This window comes from Hahella sp. CR1, from assembly GCF_029813005.1.
Lineage (GTDB): Bacteria > Pseudomonadota > Gammaproteobacteria > Pseudomonadales > Oleiphilaceae > Hahella.
The window spans coordinates 191,538-209,847 of record NZ_JAPELK010000003.1; the positions used below are offsets into that span (position 1 = coordinate 191,538).

Annotated in this window: 13 protein-coding genes; 9 read left to right on the forward strand and 4 right to left on the reverse strand. The window is 47.5% G+C overall.

Going from position 1 to position 18,310, the window contains the following annotated elements:
* Positions 1–7 precede the first annotated feature (7 nt).
* From prsK to ONV78_RS08870, 3 genes are all read left to right on the forward strand, one after another.
* Entirely contained in the window at positions 8–2,110 is a 2,103-nt protein-coding gene (gene prsK / locus ONV78_RS08860) for an XrtA/PEP-CTERM system histidine kinase PrsK (protein ID WP_279502678.1), read from the forward strand.
* Positions 2,111–2,239: 129 nt separating this feature from the next.
* Positions 2,240–3,592, forward strand: coding sequence for a PEP-CTERM-box response regulator transcription factor (prsR, locus tag ONV78_RS08865; RefSeq protein WP_127971430.1), 1,353 nt, complete (start codon positions 2,240–2,242; stop codon positions 3,590–3,592).
* Positions 3,593–3,617: 25 nt separating this feature from the next.
* Complete coding sequence (locus tag ONV78_RS08870) at positions 3,618–6,272, forward strand: tetratricopeptide repeat protein (RefSeq protein WP_279502679.1); 2,655 nt, start codon at positions 3,618–3,620, stop codon at positions 6,270–6,272.
* Between the two features lie 104 nt (positions 6,273–6,376).
* On the opposite strand, the gene ONV78_RS08875 is transcribed toward ONV78_RS08870, so the two are convergent.
* From ONV78_RS08875 to ONV78_RS08890, 4 genes are all read right to left on the reverse strand, one after another.
* Positions 6,377–7,543, reverse strand: a complete 1,167-nt coding sequence (locus ONV78_RS08875) for a DegT/DnrJ/EryC1/StrS family aminotransferase (protein ID WP_279502680.1) — start codon at positions 7,541–7,543, stop codon at positions 6,377–6,379.
* Between the two features lie 9 nt (positions 7,544–7,552).
* Positions 7,553–8,677 carry a glycosyltransferase gene (locus ONV78_RS08880; RefSeq protein WP_279502681.1) on the reverse strand — a complete coding sequence of 375 codons (1,125 nt, stop codon included), beginning with the start codon at positions 8,675–8,677 and terminating at the stop codon, positions 7,553–7,555.
* Positions 8,678–8,838: 161 nt separating this feature from the next.
* Positions 8,839–10,578 (reverse strand): SLC13 family permease, encoded by a 1,740-nt coding sequence (locus tag ONV78_RS08885; RefSeq protein WP_279502683.1) that lies wholly within the window; start codon positions 10,576–10,578, stop codon positions 8,839–8,841.
* Positions 10,579–10,911: 333 nt separating this feature from the next.
* Positions 10,912–11,646 carry a PEP-CTERM sorting domain-containing protein gene (locus tag ONV78_RS08890; RefSeq protein ID WP_127971438.1) on the reverse strand — a complete coding sequence of 245 codons (735 nt, stop codon included), beginning with the start codon at positions 11,644–11,646 and terminating at the stop codon, positions 10,912–10,914.
* A gap of 239 nt (positions 11,647–11,885) precedes the next feature.
* On the opposite strand from ONV78_RS08890, the gene xrtA reads away from it, so the two are divergent.
* From xrtA to ONV78_RS08920, 6 genes are all read left to right on the forward strand, one after another.
* A complete protein-coding gene (gene xrtA / locus ONV78_RS08895; protein WP_279502684.1) occupies positions 11,886–13,412 on the forward strand; it encodes an exosortase A in 1,527 nt (508 codons plus the stop codon).
* A gap of 274 nt (positions 13,413–13,686) precedes the next feature.
* Positions 13,687–14,508: a polysaccharide deacetylase family protein gene (locus tag ONV78_RS08900; protein WP_279502685.1), complete on the forward strand. Its 822-nt coding sequence runs from the start codon at positions 13,687–13,689 to the stop codon at positions 14,506–14,508.
* Between the two features lie 4 nt (positions 14,509–14,512).
* Positions 14,513–15,640: a glycosyltransferase family 4 protein gene (locus ONV78_RS08905; RefSeq protein ID WP_279502686.1), complete on the forward strand. Its 1,128-nt coding sequence runs from the start codon at positions 14,513–14,515 to the stop codon at positions 15,638–15,640.
* On the forward strand, positions 15,637–16,257 hold the full coding sequence (gene cysC, locus ONV78_RS08910) for an adenylyl-sulfate kinase (protein ID WP_279502687.1): 621 nt from the start codon (positions 15,637–15,639) through the stop codon (positions 16,255–16,257). Before ONV78_RS08905 ends, cysC begins: the two co-directional genes overlap by 4 nt.
* Complete coding sequence (locus tag ONV78_RS08915; RefSeq protein ID WP_279502689.1) at positions 16,254–17,399, forward strand: glycosyltransferase family 4 protein; 1,146 nt, start codon at positions 16,254–16,256, stop codon at positions 17,397–17,399. The genes cysC and ONV78_RS08915 overlap by 4 nt, the downstream gene beginning before the upstream one ends.
* Positions 17,400–17,441: 42 nt before the next feature.
* The gene (locus ONV78_RS08920; protein ID WP_279502690.1) at positions 17,442–18,302 is read left to right on the forward strand and encodes a polysaccharide pyruvyl transferase family protein; all 861 of its coding nucleotides are present in this window, start codon (positions 17,442–17,444) and stop codon (positions 18,300–18,302) included.
* Positions 18,303–18,310 lie beyond the last annotated feature (8 nt).

An 18,310-nucleotide genomic window follows, 5' to 3' on the forward strand; every position in this document is an offset into this window, starting at 1 on the left:
TTGCAGTATGGTTATTAATTTCGGAGCCATCAGTCACGCAACTGGCGCCCTGGTTTACTTTCTTATTACGCTTCTGCTCGCAAGGGGTTATATGCGCCGCCTTGTGGACAGGGCGTTGTTGACCGCTTGCCTGGTCACCTCTATCTGGTTGGGAGCGCTTGCTGCGCAGCAGGCTATCGGAGCCCCCTCTTTCGTCACCCGTTACTGCCTGGAGGTCGTTCGCAACGCGGCCTGGATTGGCGTGCTTTTCATCATACTGGGCATCAATCTCAGCCCAAGAAAAAGCAATACGCCGACTCAGTACTGGCTTGGCATGTCTATCATCGCCGTATTGGCGGTCATGCTGGTGGCGGGCTTCACCCGCAGCTTTACAGACGAGCCGCTGATTTCAGGACAGTGGCTGTTGCTCGGCCAAATCAGCGTTTCCCTGGCGGGGCTGGTCATGCTGGAGCAGGTATGGCGCAACGCCACCGGCTATAAGCGCTCAAATATCCGCTACCTCTGCCTGGGCATTGGCGCTTTTTATATCTACGACTTCTTTTTGTACTCTGACGCGCTGCTGTTCAACAAGATCTCCGCGCCGTTTTGGGACGCCCGGGGCGCTGTAAACACCATCTGCGCGCCGCTAGTGGCGCTCACCATGGTCAACACGCGCAAACAGCCCATTGACGTACAGATATCGAGACAGTTTGTCTTCCATACCAGCGCCCTCGTGTTCGCCGGCCTGTACCTCCTCATCATGTCCGCCGGCGGCTACTACATCAACACGGCTGGCGGCTCCTGGTCCGAAGCGCTGCTGATTATTTTCTTCTTCTCTTCCACCATTATTCTGGTGCTACTAGGCAGCTCCGCCTGGTTGCGCGCACGGTTAATGGTTTTTATCAGCCAGCACTTCTTTAACTACAAATATGACTACCGGGAAGAGTGGCTGAGCATCACCCGCTTACTCACCGCGCTAGATTCCGATGAAGCGCTGGAAAAAAGAATCATCCGGGTCATGTCTAACCTGGTCGAGAGCCATGCCGGCGCATTATGGTTAAGAGACGAGGACAACAGCTTCTCGGCGAAAGCTTTCTGGAACATGAGTGAAATCAAGTTCGACAAGATCGACGTCAGCTCTGAGCTGATAGAGTTTCTGAGCCAGGGCGACTGGGTCGTCAATTTGAAGGAATACCAGATCGACCCTACCCGCTATCACCTCATGGAAATACCAGACTGTATCTGGAACACCAAAAAACCCTGGCTTATCGTTCCGCTATTCGTTCGAGAAAGCCTGTTTGGCTTCGTCTTGATCGCAGAGCCGATCGCCAAAATAGAACTCAACTGGGAAAACTACGACTTATTGAAGATCGTCGCCCGTCAGGCTGGCGGCTATCTGGCGCTGTTGCAGACTCAGGATAGACTTTCCGAGTCAAAACAGTTTGAGGCGGTCAACAGAACTTCCGCCTTCATGGTGCATGATTTAAAAACGATCATCGCTCAGTTGTCGTTGCTGGTGAACAATGCGGAAAGGCATAAAACCAACCCCGTCTTTATTGACGATATGATTCGCACCACCGAACACGCCCTGAAAAAAATGAACCATCTGCTGGTGCAAATCAGAAACCCCGTCACCAGAGACGAAATCACCCAGTTTGATCTGGTCAGCCTGATTAAGGAAGTCATCGCCTATGAGTCAAAACGCGAGCCTCATCCCTCTTTCAGTGGTGAAAGCTCGGCGATTTCCATCACCGCCGATCGCGACAAACTCAAAAGCGTATTCATACACTTAATCCAGAACGCGCAGGACGCCACGGACAAAACGGGCGAAGTCAGTATTTCCGTAAAACGTAGCGCCGGCTGGGTCGTCGTGTTCGTACAGGATACCGGCTGCGGTATGACGGATGAATTTATCAAAGGCCAGTTGTTCAAACCCTTCGAAAGCACCAAAGGGTTAACTGGCATGGGCATCGGCGTATACCAAAGCCGGGAATATATTCGCAAACTCGGAGGGTCGGTCGATGTGACTAGCCAGGTTGGCGTAGGGACCTGTTTTACGATCAAAATTCCCATCGTTGGCGGAGCCGTTCCTACCCCCGGATTCAGCAATATGAAGGCGGTTAACCAGTAAAGACAAGCAAAGTAGTAAAATATCCTGACAGGCCATTCTTCCTCTGTTGTCTTTGGGGATTTCCCTGTTAACATGTACCGCCAAAAACTACATACCTCCGTTCATGGAATTTTAAGGTTCGATCAGTCTGTGAAGAAAAAACTACTCATTGTTGAAGACGACCCGGGTCTTCAAAGCCAGATGCGTTGGTGTTTTGAGGACACAGAAGTCTTCGTCGCCGACGACCGTGAATCAGCCCTGTCGCATCTTCGACGCGTCGAACCACAGGTCGTTACTCTTGACCTGGGTCTACCTCCTGATCCTGGCGGAGCCAGTGAAGGTTTTGCGTTGCTTCAGGAAATCCTCACCCTTGCGCCGATGACCAAAATCATCGTCGTAACCGGCCGCGAAGAGCGTGAGAATGCGGTGAAGGCTATCGGTATGGGCGCCAGCGATTTTTATCAGAAGCCTCTGGACGCAGACATTCTGTCATTCGTCGTCAATCGCGCCTTCCGCTTGTATGAACTGGAGCATGAAAACCGTGAGCTTCAGCAAAGCAAATCCACTTCACGCCTGAAAGGCATTATCGCTTCCAGCACACAGATGCTGGAGGTATGCCGAACGGTAGAGAAGATCGCCCCCGCTGACGTCACCACACTCATCCTTGGTGAAACAGGCACAGGTAAAGAAGTACTCGCGCGCGCTATCCATGATTTAAGCCCCCGCGCAGACCACAATTTCGCCGCCATCAACTGCGCCGCTATTCCTGAAAACCTGCTGGAAAGCGAGTTGTTCGGTTATGAAAAAGGCGCATTCACCGGCGCCACTCAAATGAAAAAGGGAAAAATAGAGCTGGCTCACGGCGGCACTCTATTTCTGGATGAAATCGGCGATATGCCAATGTCTCTGCAAGCCAAGCTGCTGCGCTTCCTACAGGAACGCGTCATTGAGCGCGTTGGCGGGATGAAAGAAATCCCGGTCGACGTTCGCGTCATCTGCGCAACGCACAGAGAAGTCACCCAGCTTATCGCCGAGGGTAATTTCCGGGAAGACCTTTACTATCGGGTCAGCGAAATCACCTTGAAAGTTCCTCCTTTGCGCGAGCGTATGGGCGATTCCATCGTTATCGCCAGATCGCTACTGGAGAACTTTACAAAAACGCTTGATAAGGGCGTCATTGGGTTCAGCGACGACGCTATTCGCGCCATTCAATGTTATGAATGGCCGGGCAACGTCCGTGAGCTGATCAATAAAATAAAGCGCGCAACCATCATGTGCGACGAAAAGAAAATAACAGCCAAGGATCTGGAGCTCGGCGAACAACCTCAGTTCGCCGGGGATATTCTGAATCTTCGCCAAGTCCGCGAAGAGGCGGAAAAGCAGGCTATAATTCAAGCGCTGCAATCTACTCAAAACAATATGGCTAAAGCGGCCAGGTTGCTTGGCATAACCCGACCGACGCTGTATAACCTGACCGATAAGTACAATATTTCGTCCTCCTGATACAGGGTGAATCAAGGAAACAATCATGCTACTTCGAAAAGCAGTATCCCTTAAAATTATAATTATGGCCGCATTCAGCCTTCTGGTTGCATGTAGCGGCCAAGACAACAGCGCCCCCTCCAAGGAAGAAATTCAGTTTAAGAGTCATTTGGATCAGGCTCGCTTTTTTCAAAAACAAGGGCAGCTAAAAGCAAGTATTCGTGAAGCGCAAAATGCTATTAACATCAACCCTTCCAGCAGAAAGCCTTTCCTGATCATCGCCGAAACTTTGCTGATCACCGGCGACGCCGTTAAAGCAAAAGATGCCTATGAGCAAATGCTGAAAGTTCAGCCAGAGACAGCCACAAAGGGTGAGCTGAATGAGGCTCATGTTGGCTTGGCTAAATCCCTGCTATTGCTCGGAAAAGTTGATGACGCCATGACCGAGCTGGACAAGATTCAAGAACCCAATGCGACCATGTCAGCTCGTGCAGACATCGTAAGAGGCGATATAGAGCTGTCCAAGCGCAACACTGACGTCGCGCGCACTCTCTATACCAAAGCACTGGAGTCTGACCCTAAATCATTCCAGGCACTGCTTGGCTTATCCAAAGCCTCATTTCTGCAGAGCGATAAAGACGGCGCAGCAGCAGAGCTGAAGAAAGCAGAGGATCTTGCGCCAAATGATTCCGATGTTTGGCTCTGGAAAGCAAAAATGTCCGCCTTGGAGAAGAACTTCCCTGCTGCCGAAGACGCTTATGTTCGCGCCCTGGAAGACATTGGTCAGTATGACCTGATGACCCTGCAGAAGTATCAAACTATTTCGGAATTAATCGAAGTATTGCGCGCCCAAGGCAAACATGCTGAAGCTTTCACCTACCAAGAAGTGCTGGATAAGTCTGGCCCAGGCAGCATCAAGAACAGCTATGTCTCAGCGCTCGAAGCAGTTAAGAATAAGGACTACGCAAAAGCTGAGGAGTACCTGAAAGGTATTCTTGAAAAAGCCCCAGGCCACAGAGAAGCGGGCGTTCTTTTGGGCATGGTGAAATACCAGCAGGGCGATTGGGAAGCAGCGGACAAGTATCTGAGCCAATTCGCCACAGAAGACGTCAACAGCGCCGTCACCAAAGCCCTTGCCGCCACCAAACTTAAGCTACAACAACCTGAAGCTGCGGCTCGCCTGGTCGAAAAGTTACCGAAAGAAGACCCTGATTCACTGTCTATTTATGGTGTAGCGGAACTTGAGTCCGGCAATCTGGCTAGCGGCGTAGAAGCACTTGAAAAAGCGTTAGCGCTGGACGCGTCTAATACTGTGCTGGTCGACAAACTAGGCAAAGCCTACTTGGCCAACGGTCAAGCCGACAAAGCCATTACCCTGCTCTCAGACAGTAAGGACAAGAGTCCCAAGAGTGAAGGCATTCGCGCACTTCTGGTCTCTGCTTACGCCAAGGCAGGAAAAGGCGATCAAGCCAAATCAGAAATCGAAGACTGGAAGAAAGCGATACCAAATAGCGCCCTGGCGTTTAATGCAGAAGGCGCATACTACTCCAGCCTCGACCAGTTCGATAAAGCAGAAAAGGCGTTCGACCAAGCCAAAAAGATCTCTCCAGACCTGAAAACGCCATACCGCAATTCCATTCTGCTGTTTGCAAAGACCCAGAACTGGAACAAGCTACTGGACGAAACAAAAGGCGCGGTTAAACAGTTCCCCGAAGACTTAGCGCTTATTCGCGCCCTGTTCGAGGCCGCCAACAAGCTTAACAAGCTTGACGAAGCCACTTCCTACTTAGAGGAAATTGCAAATAACGTTACCACCACAGCAGCTCCCAGCCTGACGCTGGCGGAGTTCTATGCTCGCACCGGCGAGTTTGAGAAGGCGCGTCAATTTTTGAGCAAAGCAAAAGGCCTCGACTCTGCCGGGTCACAGCTAGAAAGCACAACTCTTCTGGTCGCCACGCTGGAGATTCCCAGCTTAATCAAAGCCCAGAAGAATGAAGAAGCTCGTAAACTGGCCACAGAAGTCGCCAAGACGTTGCCTGATCGTATAGAAGCAAGACTACTGCCCGTTAAAACAGAGTTTTTAACAGACAATGAAGCTGCAGGCGTTAAGCTGCTCAACGAAATCAAGAAGGAATTTAGCGACTCCTCCCTCCCCTATGAAGTGGAAGGCGACCATTACTACAGCAAAGGCCAGTTTGAAAAAGCAATCAATGCATTCCAGCTAGCCTGGTATCAGAAGCAAAGCCAATCTTTGGCGATCAAGATGCATGAAACGCTGAAAAAGGCTCAGGCTGGCGCAAAATCACTGAAACCACTTGAAGAGTGGGTTTCCATTGAGCCAAACAGCCCACAAACCATTACACTGCTTGCTATGGGCTACCAAGCCAACAACATGCCCGACAAAGCGATTGAGCAGTATGAAAAGCTACGTCAGATCCGTCCCAATGATGCCGTGGCGCTTAACAATCTTTCCTGGCTCTACTTTGAAAAAGGCGACGCCAGAGCGCTGGAACTGGCGGAAAACGCCTATAAACTACAGCCAGAGAGCGCCGCTATCGCTGACACATACGGCTGGATCATGTACAAAAATGGCGATGCCAAAAATGCCCTACCCATCTTAAAGAAGGCTACGACTTTGGACAGCAAGTCCGAAGAAATCGAAGCCCACTATGATGAAGTAGTAAAAGCAGCAGGTCAGTGATGACTCAGTTTGGCGACTCAGGGAATACCTAGTCGCCACAGCAACAAAAAGGGGCGCCAATTAGCGCCCCTTTTTGTATCCCAATTTTATAACCTATATAAGGATCAGCATCCCAGCTTTGCCACCGTTTTCACCGCATCAACAACCACGTCGATTTCACTGGTAGTTATTCCCTCATGGCATGGTAGAGTTAACAATCTATCCGCAAACGCCTCCGCTACCGGAAAATCATCCCCGCCATTCTTTACTCGCGCCTTAATCCCTTCAATTTGCGACAAAGGGACACGATAAAACGCATTGACGCCATAGCCAAGCCTATTCAACTCCAACTCCAAATGATCACGCATCGCACACGAAGGAGCCAGAATTGGAAACCTCAGCAAGCCCTTTCGTGAAGCATTATCTGCCTCTCCATCCAGCAAAAGCTTCCAACCAGCATTCCGAAGCTCCGCCAGCCCTCTGGCATATGCTGTCACTTGAGCTTCACGAATAGCGTAGAAATGCTTAAGCCCTATTGAGACAAGCTGATCCATCCCATCCCTCACTTCAATGTACTGAAGAGGATGATAGGTCGTGGCGCCAATATTCAAGAAAGGCATACGCTCCAGCAAGCCATACGGATAGCGCATTATCAGAGCATTCACGATGAGCGCTTTTAGCTTCCACGCCCAGTTAACGACAAGCTGCGAACGTACAAGAGTTTTCGTAATACTCGAAATTAGCCCGGCATGTGCGGACTTAAACAATAGTGCACCACCGCCCATCAGGTTTACGGGCTTTCCCCTACCGTAACTGAGTATGGCGAAGTCCGCATATGCTGCTTTAGCGGACAGAGGAATAGGAGCCTGAGCTGAATCTTCAATTAACATAAGGCCTTCGGCGTCAGCAATCTCTCTCAACTCAGGCAACCGCTCATACATGCCTAGAAAATTAACCGCAATGATAGCAACCGTATTACTAGTCACCGCCTCCTGAAGCTGCTCAAGATTCAGGAAGAAAGAGCTCTCTTCCAAATCAACCAAAACGGGAGACGCCCCTTGAGCAATTATCGCCGCTACCAAATCCGGGCAGGCATAAGCTGGCAGAATAACCTCAGGAGCGCCAACAACTGATGACGCTTTTGCCTGCATCGCAGCAGCAACCGCCAGAGATAAAGCTGCAGTGCCGCTATTAGTATAGATATGCTGATAGCTCGCTTTCCATGGAATATCAACTGGCGCACTTTGCGACAGATAAACCTTGCCGCCTACAGGTCTGACTTTAGCTAACACGTCAGCCTCCTATCGCTTGGATGGCGTCCACACGGTCATTCTCGTCCCCTTGAAGAAATCAATGGTAGCTTTGGCGATCGCCAAATTTACCTGGACAAAGAAGTAAGGAATCTTCACGTATACTTTTTCGCGCAAGTCCGGCTTGAAATGACCAGTCAAGACCAGCAAGTAAAATGCAGTCTGTCCCAGCAGCACCAAAGAATAGATTCCCCCCTGATAATTCAGCAGCAAGCTAAATACAAGCAACGCCGCCAAAAACCAGGGCACCGCCCAGCGCATTACCTTATGACTCAATATCTGAACTGCAAACCAGCCAAACTGGACAGGACTTAGTACTTGAGGATGACGCGACAAGGCGGTAATTCCTCTGATAATTGTCCGCACCTTGCGCTGATACTCTTTCTGCGGATCAGCAACATCTTTATAAAAGCCCAAGACATCCGGCGCCGTCACAGCAACCAGATCTTTTTTCGCGCAGTTAAGGGCAGTATTAAAATCACTAGGAGAGTAGATATCCCATTCTTCGCATACCTTCTTTCTCGCAGCGAAGAAAGAACCGCTCAATCCAACCAAACCAAAACGCTCAGATTCCAAGCGGCGCAACCACATCTCATATTTGACATAAGCGCCCTCTCCCGCAACCTGATCATCGTTAGTAATGAAGCGATCCTCACTGGACACAGCACCGACTCTTTCATCTGCGAAATAGCTTTCCAACTTTTTAATCGCATCCGCTGGAATCTTGGTCGCAACATCCGAAAACACAAGTATCTCGCCAGCGGCAATAGTAATTGCCTGCAGCTGAGCGTACTCTTTGCCTTTACGTTCATCGGCCCTGGCCAACCGAACCCCTTTATCCGCATACTCTCTGACAATATCGTCCGTTTCATCAGTGGAGCAGTCCGACGCCACAATAATCTCCATATCCGGATAGTCCAGCTCCAAACTGTTCTCTATCTTCTCCCTAATTCGATCTATCTCATTATGAGCCGTTATGATGAGCGAAACTTTTCTTGCGGCCGATCCCTCCGCCCTAACCATTCTTCTTTTGGGCAGCAGCTTCAAAATCAAAGGATATAAAAAGTAGCTATATACTGCGCCAAACAACGCCACCCAGAATAGTATCTTGAGCATGGGTCACCTATTCAAAATTAAGCAGAAATTCTTCTCAAATCCCGTCCACATACATTAACGCCACCTCATAATAACTGAGCATCGCGTCAACACTGCATTTGGCGCAGGATATTAGCATATCGCCAACTTCAAGTTGGAAATTTTAGCTTTGGATTCAACCGTTAAAAAGGGAAAAACAATGGCGTAAGCAAGACCACCATGACACCGTATACCAACGCCACAGGAGCCCCCGCTTTGATGTAGTCCAAAAACCGGTAGTTACCAGCGGAATAAACCATCAAGTTTGTTTGGTAGCCATAAGGCGAGAGAAAGCTTGCACTCGCAGCGTAAGCAACCACCATAAAAAATGGTTTTGGATCGACATTCATACTCTGCGCCGCCGCCAAGGCAATAGGAAAAGCCAGCGCAGCGGCGGCATTATTTGTTATTAGCTCAGTTAACAACCAAGTCGCCAAATATATACCCGCCAAGGCCCCCCAAGGACCTAGCCCACCAAAAACAGACATAATTCCAGTAGCGACAACATCAGCCAAACCGCTATGCGTCATAGCCTGAGCGATGCCCAGCGCAGCGCCGATTATCAAAATCAGCTCTATTGGCAACTTCCTGAACAACTCATTTAGACTGATGAAGCGCATCGATATATAGAAGAGGAGCAGAAACAAGGCGCCATCAAAGAGTGAATAGGCTCCCATTGCGCTTCCAAGCAGCATCCCTAAAAAACCCAGGACAATTAAGGCGCTATTAAGTCCTGAAAACTTTTGATTAGTGCGCAACCCTCTAACTACCAACAAATTAGAGGCCAGGTTAGGCATATTCATAAAGTCGTCGCCCACAGCCAAAACCAGCGCATCTCCCGGGAAAATCCGGATTTTTCCCAACCCCCCCTTTAAGCGCTCATCTCCCCGACGGATTGCAACGACCCCAGCATCAAACATCGCCCGAAAGTTAACCTCTTTCAGAGTCTTCCCTTTCAGTTGCGATGACTGAGTCACCACCACTTCAACCAAGTTCCTCTCAAGCAAGTCCTGCTTATCGTCGAAAGGCTCCAAGCCAGGAAAATGGCTCAGCAACTGCACTTGCGAAATATCGCCAGCAAAAATAAGCACATCGTTGGGTTCGATTAGTTCAGAAGGCGTCACTGGCGTGATCAAGTGCCCACGCCGAATAATTTCAACAAGGAATAGTTGCTCCAAATTTCTGAATCCGTTCTCGGACACAGTCTTTCCGATCAACGGCGATTGAGGCAATACGGTATATTCAAGGAAGTACTCAGACTGCAAAGACGATTTGGCTTTGCCATTTTTGGGCAAAGAGCGAACACTGACATAAACAATGCATGCACATCCACAAAGGAAGACCGGCACTCCAACCCAAATAAAATCAAGCAACGCCAAAGGGGGGTACCCTGCCTCCCGAACAAACCCATCTACAATCAAGTTAGTGGAAGTACCAACCAGAGTTAGAACCCCCCCTAAAATTGAGGCGTAAGATAGAGGAATAAGCAAGCGCGAAGGCGATATGAAGTTATTATTCTTAAGTGGGGCAATGAGCGAACTTACAACCGCTGTATTATTTGCAAAGCTGCTTACAATTCCTGCAACACCGATAGTCTTGAGCAAGCTACTACGCTCAGTTTCTCCAACTATCCAGCCCGCTACTCTCGGCAGCAGCAACGTCTTTTCTAGCGCCACCGAACACAAAAGCAATAAAACCAATGAAGCCAGAGATGTGTTGGTAAAATTCGCCAGCATTTTTTCACGGTCCACCAGCCCCATGGCGTACAGGACTACCAAACCAAAAATAAACACCATTGCTGGACGCAAGGATGTGGCAGCCAGCGCGACAAGGATAGATAAAACCACCAGCGCAGATAACCAGAGGTCCAATTCGCCGAACACGCCAACTCCTATTTAAGGTAACTGTCAAAACGCACATTCCACCACACCTTTTATGCCCCTGCAATTACTGACATCAAACTTTGCCAGGAGAAGGTTTTTCCGCGGAGTAGAAGAACAAGGAAGGTTTAATGCATGGCTAAGAAGGAGAGCCTTCTAACCTGGAGGCATAAATTATTTAACTAGAACCCGCTTCCATGGGCATCTCATTCAAATAAACTCAAACCACTATTCTTGTGATGGGAAGACATCCCTCAAGACTGGTTGCAGAATAAATAAAAGGGGCGTAAAGAAGTCTTTACACCCCAATTATTTCAACCTTTAGGCAGGTCCGAATTAGGCTTTCTTACGACGAGAAAGACCCAGTCCAACCAAGCCAAGGCCCAGCATAGCCAATGTGCCTGGCTCAGGAACGTTGAAACCGCCTTCGATAACGTCGTTAGCGCAGGTCATAGTCCAACGCAGACCCAGAGCAGTAGATTTGCTCAGATCAGTAATACCCAGGTCAGCCAAGGTAATAGTAAAGGACAGAACGCCCAGTGAGCCAATTGTGGTGCTCGCACCACTCAGGTCAGCGCTAGAAGTTTCGCCGGCAACCAAGCTAGCAGCGTCAGTTTTAACGCCAACTTCTTGATTTACACGAACAGAACCAGGACCAGACAGAACCAACTGAGAAGCGTAGTCTACTTCTGACAAGCTATACAGATCGCCAGTTGCAGAATCCAGAGCATATTCCCAGTGCTCGCCATTGCTAACATCGTCTGTACCATAACGGTTGGCCGCAGTGCCGTTAGGGTTCCAACCATTGGTGCTGATGAACAGGTCACCAAACTTGTGACCCAGGCTGTCAGCGCCTTCGAAGAAGTTGGTATATACGTTTACGTACAGGTTGTCTGCATCGTAGGACACTTCCATACGATCCACTTGATAAATCTTCGCATTACCAAATACGTCGCCGTTATAGGAAAGACCAGCGCCGTTATAGCCATCGTTGATAGTTGCAGCATTTGCAGAAGCCGCAGCAACACCGATCGCCAGTGCCGCCAAAGTTGACTTGGTGAAAGAACTCATAACCGATTCCTTTTTTCTTTTGAAAGAAAGTGATGATAAACCCGCAGAGTTAATAGCATGACGCGTGCCAAAAAATAATTTCAAATGTAAATCAATAACTTAAACAAAGTCAGATAGTTATAAAAACCTTAAGGATGTAAAAAAACCTGACAAGAAGGTTATAAGGCCACAAAACCAGTTGATCTCCGTTTTTATTCTTCTTTATAGTGCGCAATCACTGAATTTTAGTTGTGCGAGCAATGCAGTCAGAGATTAAAAAACTTAACCTGATCACAATTTCCCTGGTACTTCTAGCCATTTCTCTAGGGTATTGGCAAGATTGGCTGTCGTTATTTCAGCTTTGGAATGACTCCTATGACTATACACATGGCTTCTTGGTCTTCTTTGTCACCATATGGCTCCTTTACACAAAACGGGATGAAGTCCTTAAGCTTCAGCCTAATAGATGGTGGATCTTCCTTCCCGCACTGATAATCACGGCCTCCGCGCATCTGCTTGCGAAAGCTGCTGACGTGAAAACCGTAGCCACCTTGAGCCTGCCCTGCTTCCTGATATTTAGCGGATTGCTCTTATATGGAAAACAGTTCTTCATAAAGGTCGTCCCTACATTGGCGCTACTCTATTTTGCCTTACCTGTGTGGGACGACATAGCGCCATTGCTGCAGCGGATTACTGTTTTCACCAACCAATTTCTACTTGGCATATTTGATATCCCTGCGGTAATTAGGGACCTTTATATTACCATTCCTCAGGGAACGTTTTTTGTAGCGGGCGGCTGCAGTGGCTCTCGATACCTGTTAGTGGCCATGTTCATAGCAAATGTCTATGGAATATTGTATTTACAAGACATTAGAAGAAGCCTCATGCTCTTCTCTATTAGCATATTTTTTTCAATGCTGGCGAACTGGGTTCGGGTTTTTGGCATTATATACGCCGGATATCAGACTGACATGAAAAGCTCGCTGGTTAATGATCACGAAGTGTATGGGTGGGTCATTTTCGCGCTTGTATGCCTTCTGCCTTTATTTATATCCGCCCACTTTATTGAAAAGAATGCCGCAAAGGGAAACCCTGAGGAAGAGGAGGCTGACTCGACCAACCACACAACTTACCGCCCCCCCTTTCGCAGCAATGCTGTCTTGGTTGGCGTGACCCTATTCACTTTACTTTTTTCTCCCGCCTGGCTGTTTACACTTTCGTCAACGACAGAGAGTGAGCCTACAAATGCAGCGCACTTCCAAGCCCTACCTGTTGGCGACCAAAACTGGAAAGGCCCCCTTATAAAGGATATGGACTGGAAGCCCAGCTTTCACAATACTGACTTAAGCACCAATGGCGTTTACATCAATGAAACCGGCGAGAGCTTGCAGCTGAGCATAAACTGGTACTTTGAGCAACACCAAGGCAAAGAGCTGGTATACTTCAATAACCTTCTTTTCGATGAAAAGCAGTGGGGCTTGATTAGCAATTCTTCAATTAGATTATCCACCACATCAGAGCTGAAAGTGGCGGAAACGCTGCTGAAGAAGAAAAATACTGAGAGCTACGTACTAATAAGGCACTGGTATCAAGTCGGCGGATTTATCGCAGAGACCAATATCGAAGCAAAAGTATTGGGTGCCTTTTCCAAGCTTGCTGGCGACGAATCAGGCGGACTTATCGCAATTGCAAAGTACTGCAACTCCACACAAGAGTGTAACGCGGACAACGCAGCCTTGGACTCGCTATCCCAATTTGTAGCCAAACACTTTACCAGTAAAATTTAGAAACAACTTCAAAATTCCTGTGTGTTAAAGCTTGATCATCACACGGGAACGACTTCACATTTTAGGCGCCAGGGTGTTTGTAAAAAATTCTGTCAAAAAGGTATTTCGAATCCTTCGTTATGTCGGCTTCTTGATAAAAATCAGGAAGGCCACCTGTCCAACGTTGTACGTGTTAACCTATCATCGCACGCTTCCAAAGAGCGATTCTCGAAGGGAATATGAACAACCCGGGATGATGATAGCGCCAGAGCTAGTCGCCAAGCATGTAGCATGGATGAAAAGACTTGGAGCAACCCCAATTTCTCTTGCGCGATGGACAAAGGAGAAAGACGTCCTCCCTGCAAATATTTATTTTGCAGTGACCTTCGATGATGGCTGGCGAGACAACGCAGAGTTCGCAATCCCTCTTCTTACTAAGGAGAAGATATTTAGTACAATTTTCCTGGTCGCAGACTACATAGAGCATGACACATTGTTTTGGCCAGAAAAATTAATATATCTTTTGAAGCGGACGTTCAAAGAGACGCCCAGCGCATTTGATCAGGCACAATTCAAATGGCTGAAAGACTTGGGTGCAACGCTAGATTGGAGCAGCCCTCCTGACATTGAGCAGTTAGATCCAGTTATTAATCTTTGCAAAGCGATAGATGACAGGGCTCTCAACACCCTAATAGATAAAGCAGCCCTTGAAACTTTTGGGGAAAAAGCTGACATATCACAGACCCGGAACTTGCTTGGTCAGGAAGATATTACAGCATTATTAAACGAGGGCTGGGTTGATTTTGGCTCGCATACGTGTCGCCACTTACGACTCGATAAGATAGCAAGCGATGATGAGCTAGAATACGAGATAGCTCAGTCGAGACTGAAAATTTCACAATCAACAGGGAAGCAACCTGAGTTTTTTTGCTACCCCAATGGAAATACTTCAGAAAAAGGTGTGCAAGTTGTAACCCAAAACTATAATGCCGCCTGTACAACTAAACAAGGCGCAAACACTCCTGACACCCCATTGATGCAGTTGAAACGCCACAATCTGCATGACGGCAATGCCTCATCGAAAGTAAGTTTCTTTGCAACATTAAGTAATGGGTAACACAATGAAGAGTTCACGCCCTCACCTAACACACATTGCATCAGGGGATGTCTGGGCTGGCGCAGAAAAACAACTATATGAACTATGTAAGGCTTTAGTCTCAACGAATAAACTGGACATATCGGTCATATTATTTAATGAGGGAGTTCTCGCAGACAAACTTCGCCAACTCAACATTGACGTTACTGTTGTTAATGAAGCAAAGCTATCTCCTCTATCCATGATACGCAATATTCGCAATCACCTTACTAGCCATACAAGTAGCATTCTGCATACACACGGTTTTAAAGAGAATATATTAGGCGCTATTGCAAGTATAAAGTCGCCAGTTACCAACCTGGTACGCACGATTCATGGAGGCTCCGAATCAGATGTTTCGTGGAGCAAACCTCACAAGAAAGTTATACATATTGCAGACCAGTTACTGACAAAACACAAAGTCGACCGAATTGTGGCCGTTTCTGGACCATTATATCAGTCGCTCAGTGAAAGACACCCAAACAAGGTCGTTAAGATTTTTAATTTTATCGATAGCCGTGAACTTGAAGCGCTCTCCCCTAACAAGCCACCAAACGAAACTTTTACGATTGGAATAGTTGGCCGTCTGGCTCCAGTAAAGCGAATAGACTTATTTGTTGAAACAATCAAAGAGCTGCATAAAAAGAAGCATCATGAGATCAAAGGCAAGATAATTGGCGATGGTCCATTACGCAAGCCTATTGAGGATCTCGTCCGCCATGAAAACCTGTGTCAGCATATCGAATTCACTGGCTTTGTAGACCCATCCACACCGGAAATAGCCAAACTGGATCTACTGCTAATGACATCTGATCATGAAGGTTTGCCGATGACGCTGCTTGAGGCTCTGGCCCTGAAAGTGCCGGTGATCGCGCACAATGTTGGGGGAATTCCCGAAGCGCTCAACTCTGGCGCCGCAGGCCTATTGGTCGATGACCACTCCGCTTTGGGCTATGCTACCGCCGTCGACAAAGTAATCGGCAACCCTGCCGAAAGAGAACGAATGCAAATGAACGGACTGAGTTACTTGAGAGAAAACTTTGATTCAGTCAAGAAGTCACGCGAGTATCTCAACCTCTATTTCCAATTATTAGGTCAGGAACTATCTAGATGACTCAAGAAAACATCGTCTGGCACGATTTTAAGCTAAAGAAGCAAGATCGCGCAGACATAAAGAACCAACAGCCATGTCTTGTCTGGTTTACTGGACTAAGTGGATCAGGTAAATCCACTGTATCAAATGCTTTAGACATGGCGTTGCACAAACGCGGCTATCACACATATGTGTTAGATGGAGATAATGTTCGTCACGGACTGAATAAAGACTTAACTTTTTCAGACAGAGACCGAGTAGAGAATATTCGCCGAGTGGGCGAAGCCAGCAAATTACTTGTTGATGCTGGCTTAATTGTCATGACTGCGTTTATTTCACCATTTCGTGATGATAGGAAGATGGTTCGCTCTCTATACGAGCCAGGCGAGTTTATTGAGGTCTTTGTCAACACTCCTATTGAGGTTTGCGAGCAAAGAGACCCCAAAGGGCTTTATCAAAAGGCCAGACAAGGCGCTATAAAAAACTTCACAGGAATAGACTCCCCCTATGAACCCCCTGAGAGCCCTGACTTAGTTATCGACACCAGCAAGGAAAGCACTGAGGAGTCTGTTGCGGGCATTATCGCTTTTCTGGAAGCAAGGAATGTTATAACCCCATCAACTGACAGCGATAAATGACTAAAATTTTAATTTTATATCACTGCGAAGCAAATACAGGCTATGCAATAGGCTCTTTGGAAAAAGTATTCTGGAGCATGGCTTTACGCTTAGCCGGATCGCCAGACAACATCCACCTGTGCTACCCCGGATATAACAATGGATACCCTGACTATACTCCGGAAGGATTTGACAATTTTGTAGAGTTCTCCGACAGACAGAACGCTACAGATAAGGTTGAGTTATTTGCCTCATACCTGAAAAAAAATAATATCAACGTTATTTTCGGCTTCGATCAACCCGTTTCGCTTCCCTACTATAAAGCAGCTCGTTCAGCAGGTGTTAGCTCCTTCATTTCTTACTGGGGAGCCCCCATGAGCAGCATCAATAGTGGTCTAAAACTACTATTAAAGAAGCTGGACGTGATGCGTTACAGACATGGCCCCGATCTCTATATATTTGAGTCTGAAGCCATGCGACAGTCAGCTTATCTTGGCCGTGGCGTACCTAAAGAAAAAACCGCCCTTTGCCACTTAGGGGTGGATACAGAAAAGTACCACCCGGATGAGGAAGATCAATATTACGCTCACGACCTATTTGGCATCCCTAGAGATAAGCAATTATTTTTCTATTCTGGACATTTTGAGGAACGAAAAGGGGTTCGAGTTATAGCAGAAGCCGCCAATATTATTGCAGCTCAGCGCGACGACATAGCTTTCATATTATTTGGAAATCGTAATGATGAGGCCGCCCCTTATCAGGCGCTACTAAACGAGAAGTCGTCAAAGCAGGTTATTTTTGGCGGTTACCGTTCGGATTTACACAGGATCCACCGCAGCTGCAAAGCGGGCATTATCGCATCTACAGGGTGGGACTCATTCACTATGTCCTCCATTGAAATGCAAGCCTCGGGACTTCCACTTCTTGTATCGAACTTACAAGGCCTGAGAGAAACAATTGTTGATGGAGAAACTGGCCTTCTATTTTCGCCTGGTTCTGCAGCAGAGCTTGCCGAACGAGTTCAGATGCTACTCGGCAAGACCATCAACATCGAGAAAATGAGTCAAAATGCCGTATCACGCATACAAAGCCAATTCTCTACCGAGATTCAAACCCAGAACTTAACAAGTCTGACAAAGCAGCAACTAACTCGAAGCAAATAGCCTGTATTCCTCTACAGCTTTCTAATTACTCGGAAACAAATCATGTCAAATAGCCTCTACCTCAAGACTATCGAAGGAATAAACAGAGTAAAGCGAGTCGCAACTAAGAAGTACAGCTCCGTATTAGGCACAATTAAAGGAAACAGAATTACTGCGTACTGGTGGAATGGTGAAACCAATTTTGGCGACCTTATCACCCCTGAGCTGCTAAAATTTTATGGGTTTACTCCCGTCCATGCCTCGGCTTTAAGCTGTGAAGTCTTATCTACAGGTAGCATTCTGCAATTTTCCTCCATTGACTACAAAGGCCATATCATAGGATCAGGACTGATAAAGGACCTTGAATTTCCTATGCCTGAAGCGCATGTTCTCGCAGTCAGAGGGAGCCTTACTAGAGACAGAATCAAAGCCCCAAGCAACGTCCCACTCGGCGATCCAGGCTTATTGGCGCCCAAGCTGTTGCGAGGCGAAAGAGCCAAAAAGAAGTATATTCTAGGAGTAATTCCGCATTATGTAGACGCAAACGATAGGCGCATCACCCAATTAACGAGCCGCTACCCATCTGAAGTAAAACTAATTAGTGTAAAAAGAAAGCCTGGGGAAGTATTCAAAGATATAGACGAATGTGAATATATTCTATCCTCATCTCTACACGGCATAATATCCGCTGACGCCCTAGGCATACCGAACATTTGGATGTCTCTATCAGACAAAGTAGTTGGCGGCGGATTCAAATTCCGAGACTATGGAACTGCAATTGACGCCGAACCACAGCCTTACCTCCTAGCAGGAGATGAAACTCTCGACCAGCTATTGAAAAATGCCAGAATACCTACGACTAAAGTAAAAGAAGCTCAAGAAAAGTTAAACAACGTTTTTCTATCATTAAAAAGTGGCAAGTAGTCAGGCCA

Bases quoted from the DNA above. Each gene is read 5' to 3' on its own strand.
- ONV78_RS08890 (WP_127971438.1), bottom strand. From the start codon at position 11,646: ATGAGTTCTTTCACCAAGTCAACTTTGGCGGCACTGGCGATCGGTGTT.
- ONV78_RS08905 (WP_279502686.1), top strand. From the start codon at position 14,513: ATGAAGAGTTCACGCCCTCACCTAACACACATTGCATCAGGGGATGTC.
- ONV78_RS08900 (WP_279502685.1), top strand. From the start codon at position 13,687: ATGAAAAGACTTGGAGCAACCCCAATTTCTCTTGCGCGATGGACAAAG.
- ONV78_RS08915 (WP_279502689.1), top strand. From the start codon at position 16,254: ATGACTAAAATTTTAATTTTATATCACTGCGAAGCAAATACAGGCTAT.
- xrtA (WP_279502684.1), top strand. From the start codon at position 11,886: ATGCAGTCAGAGATTAAAAAACTTAACCTGATCACAATTTCCCTGGTA.
- cysC (WP_279502687.1), top strand. From the start codon at position 15,637: ATGACTCAAGAAAACATCGTCTGGCACGATTTTAAGCTAAAGAAGCAA.
- ONV78_RS08880 (WP_279502681.1), bottom strand. From the start codon at position 8,677: ATGCTCAAGATACTATTCTGGGTGGCGTTGTTTGGCGCAGTATATAGC.
- ONV78_RS08920 (WP_279502690.1), top strand. From the start codon at position 17,442: ATGTCAAATAGCCTCTACCTCAAGACTATCGAAGGAATAAACAGAGTA.
- ONV78_RS08870 (WP_279502679.1), top strand. From the start codon at position 3,618: ATGCTACTTCGAAAAGCAGTATCCCTTAAAATTATAATTATGGCCGCA.
- prsK (WP_279502678.1), top strand. From the start codon at position 8: ATGGTTATTAATTTCGGAGCCATCAGTCACGCAACTGGCGCCCTGGTT.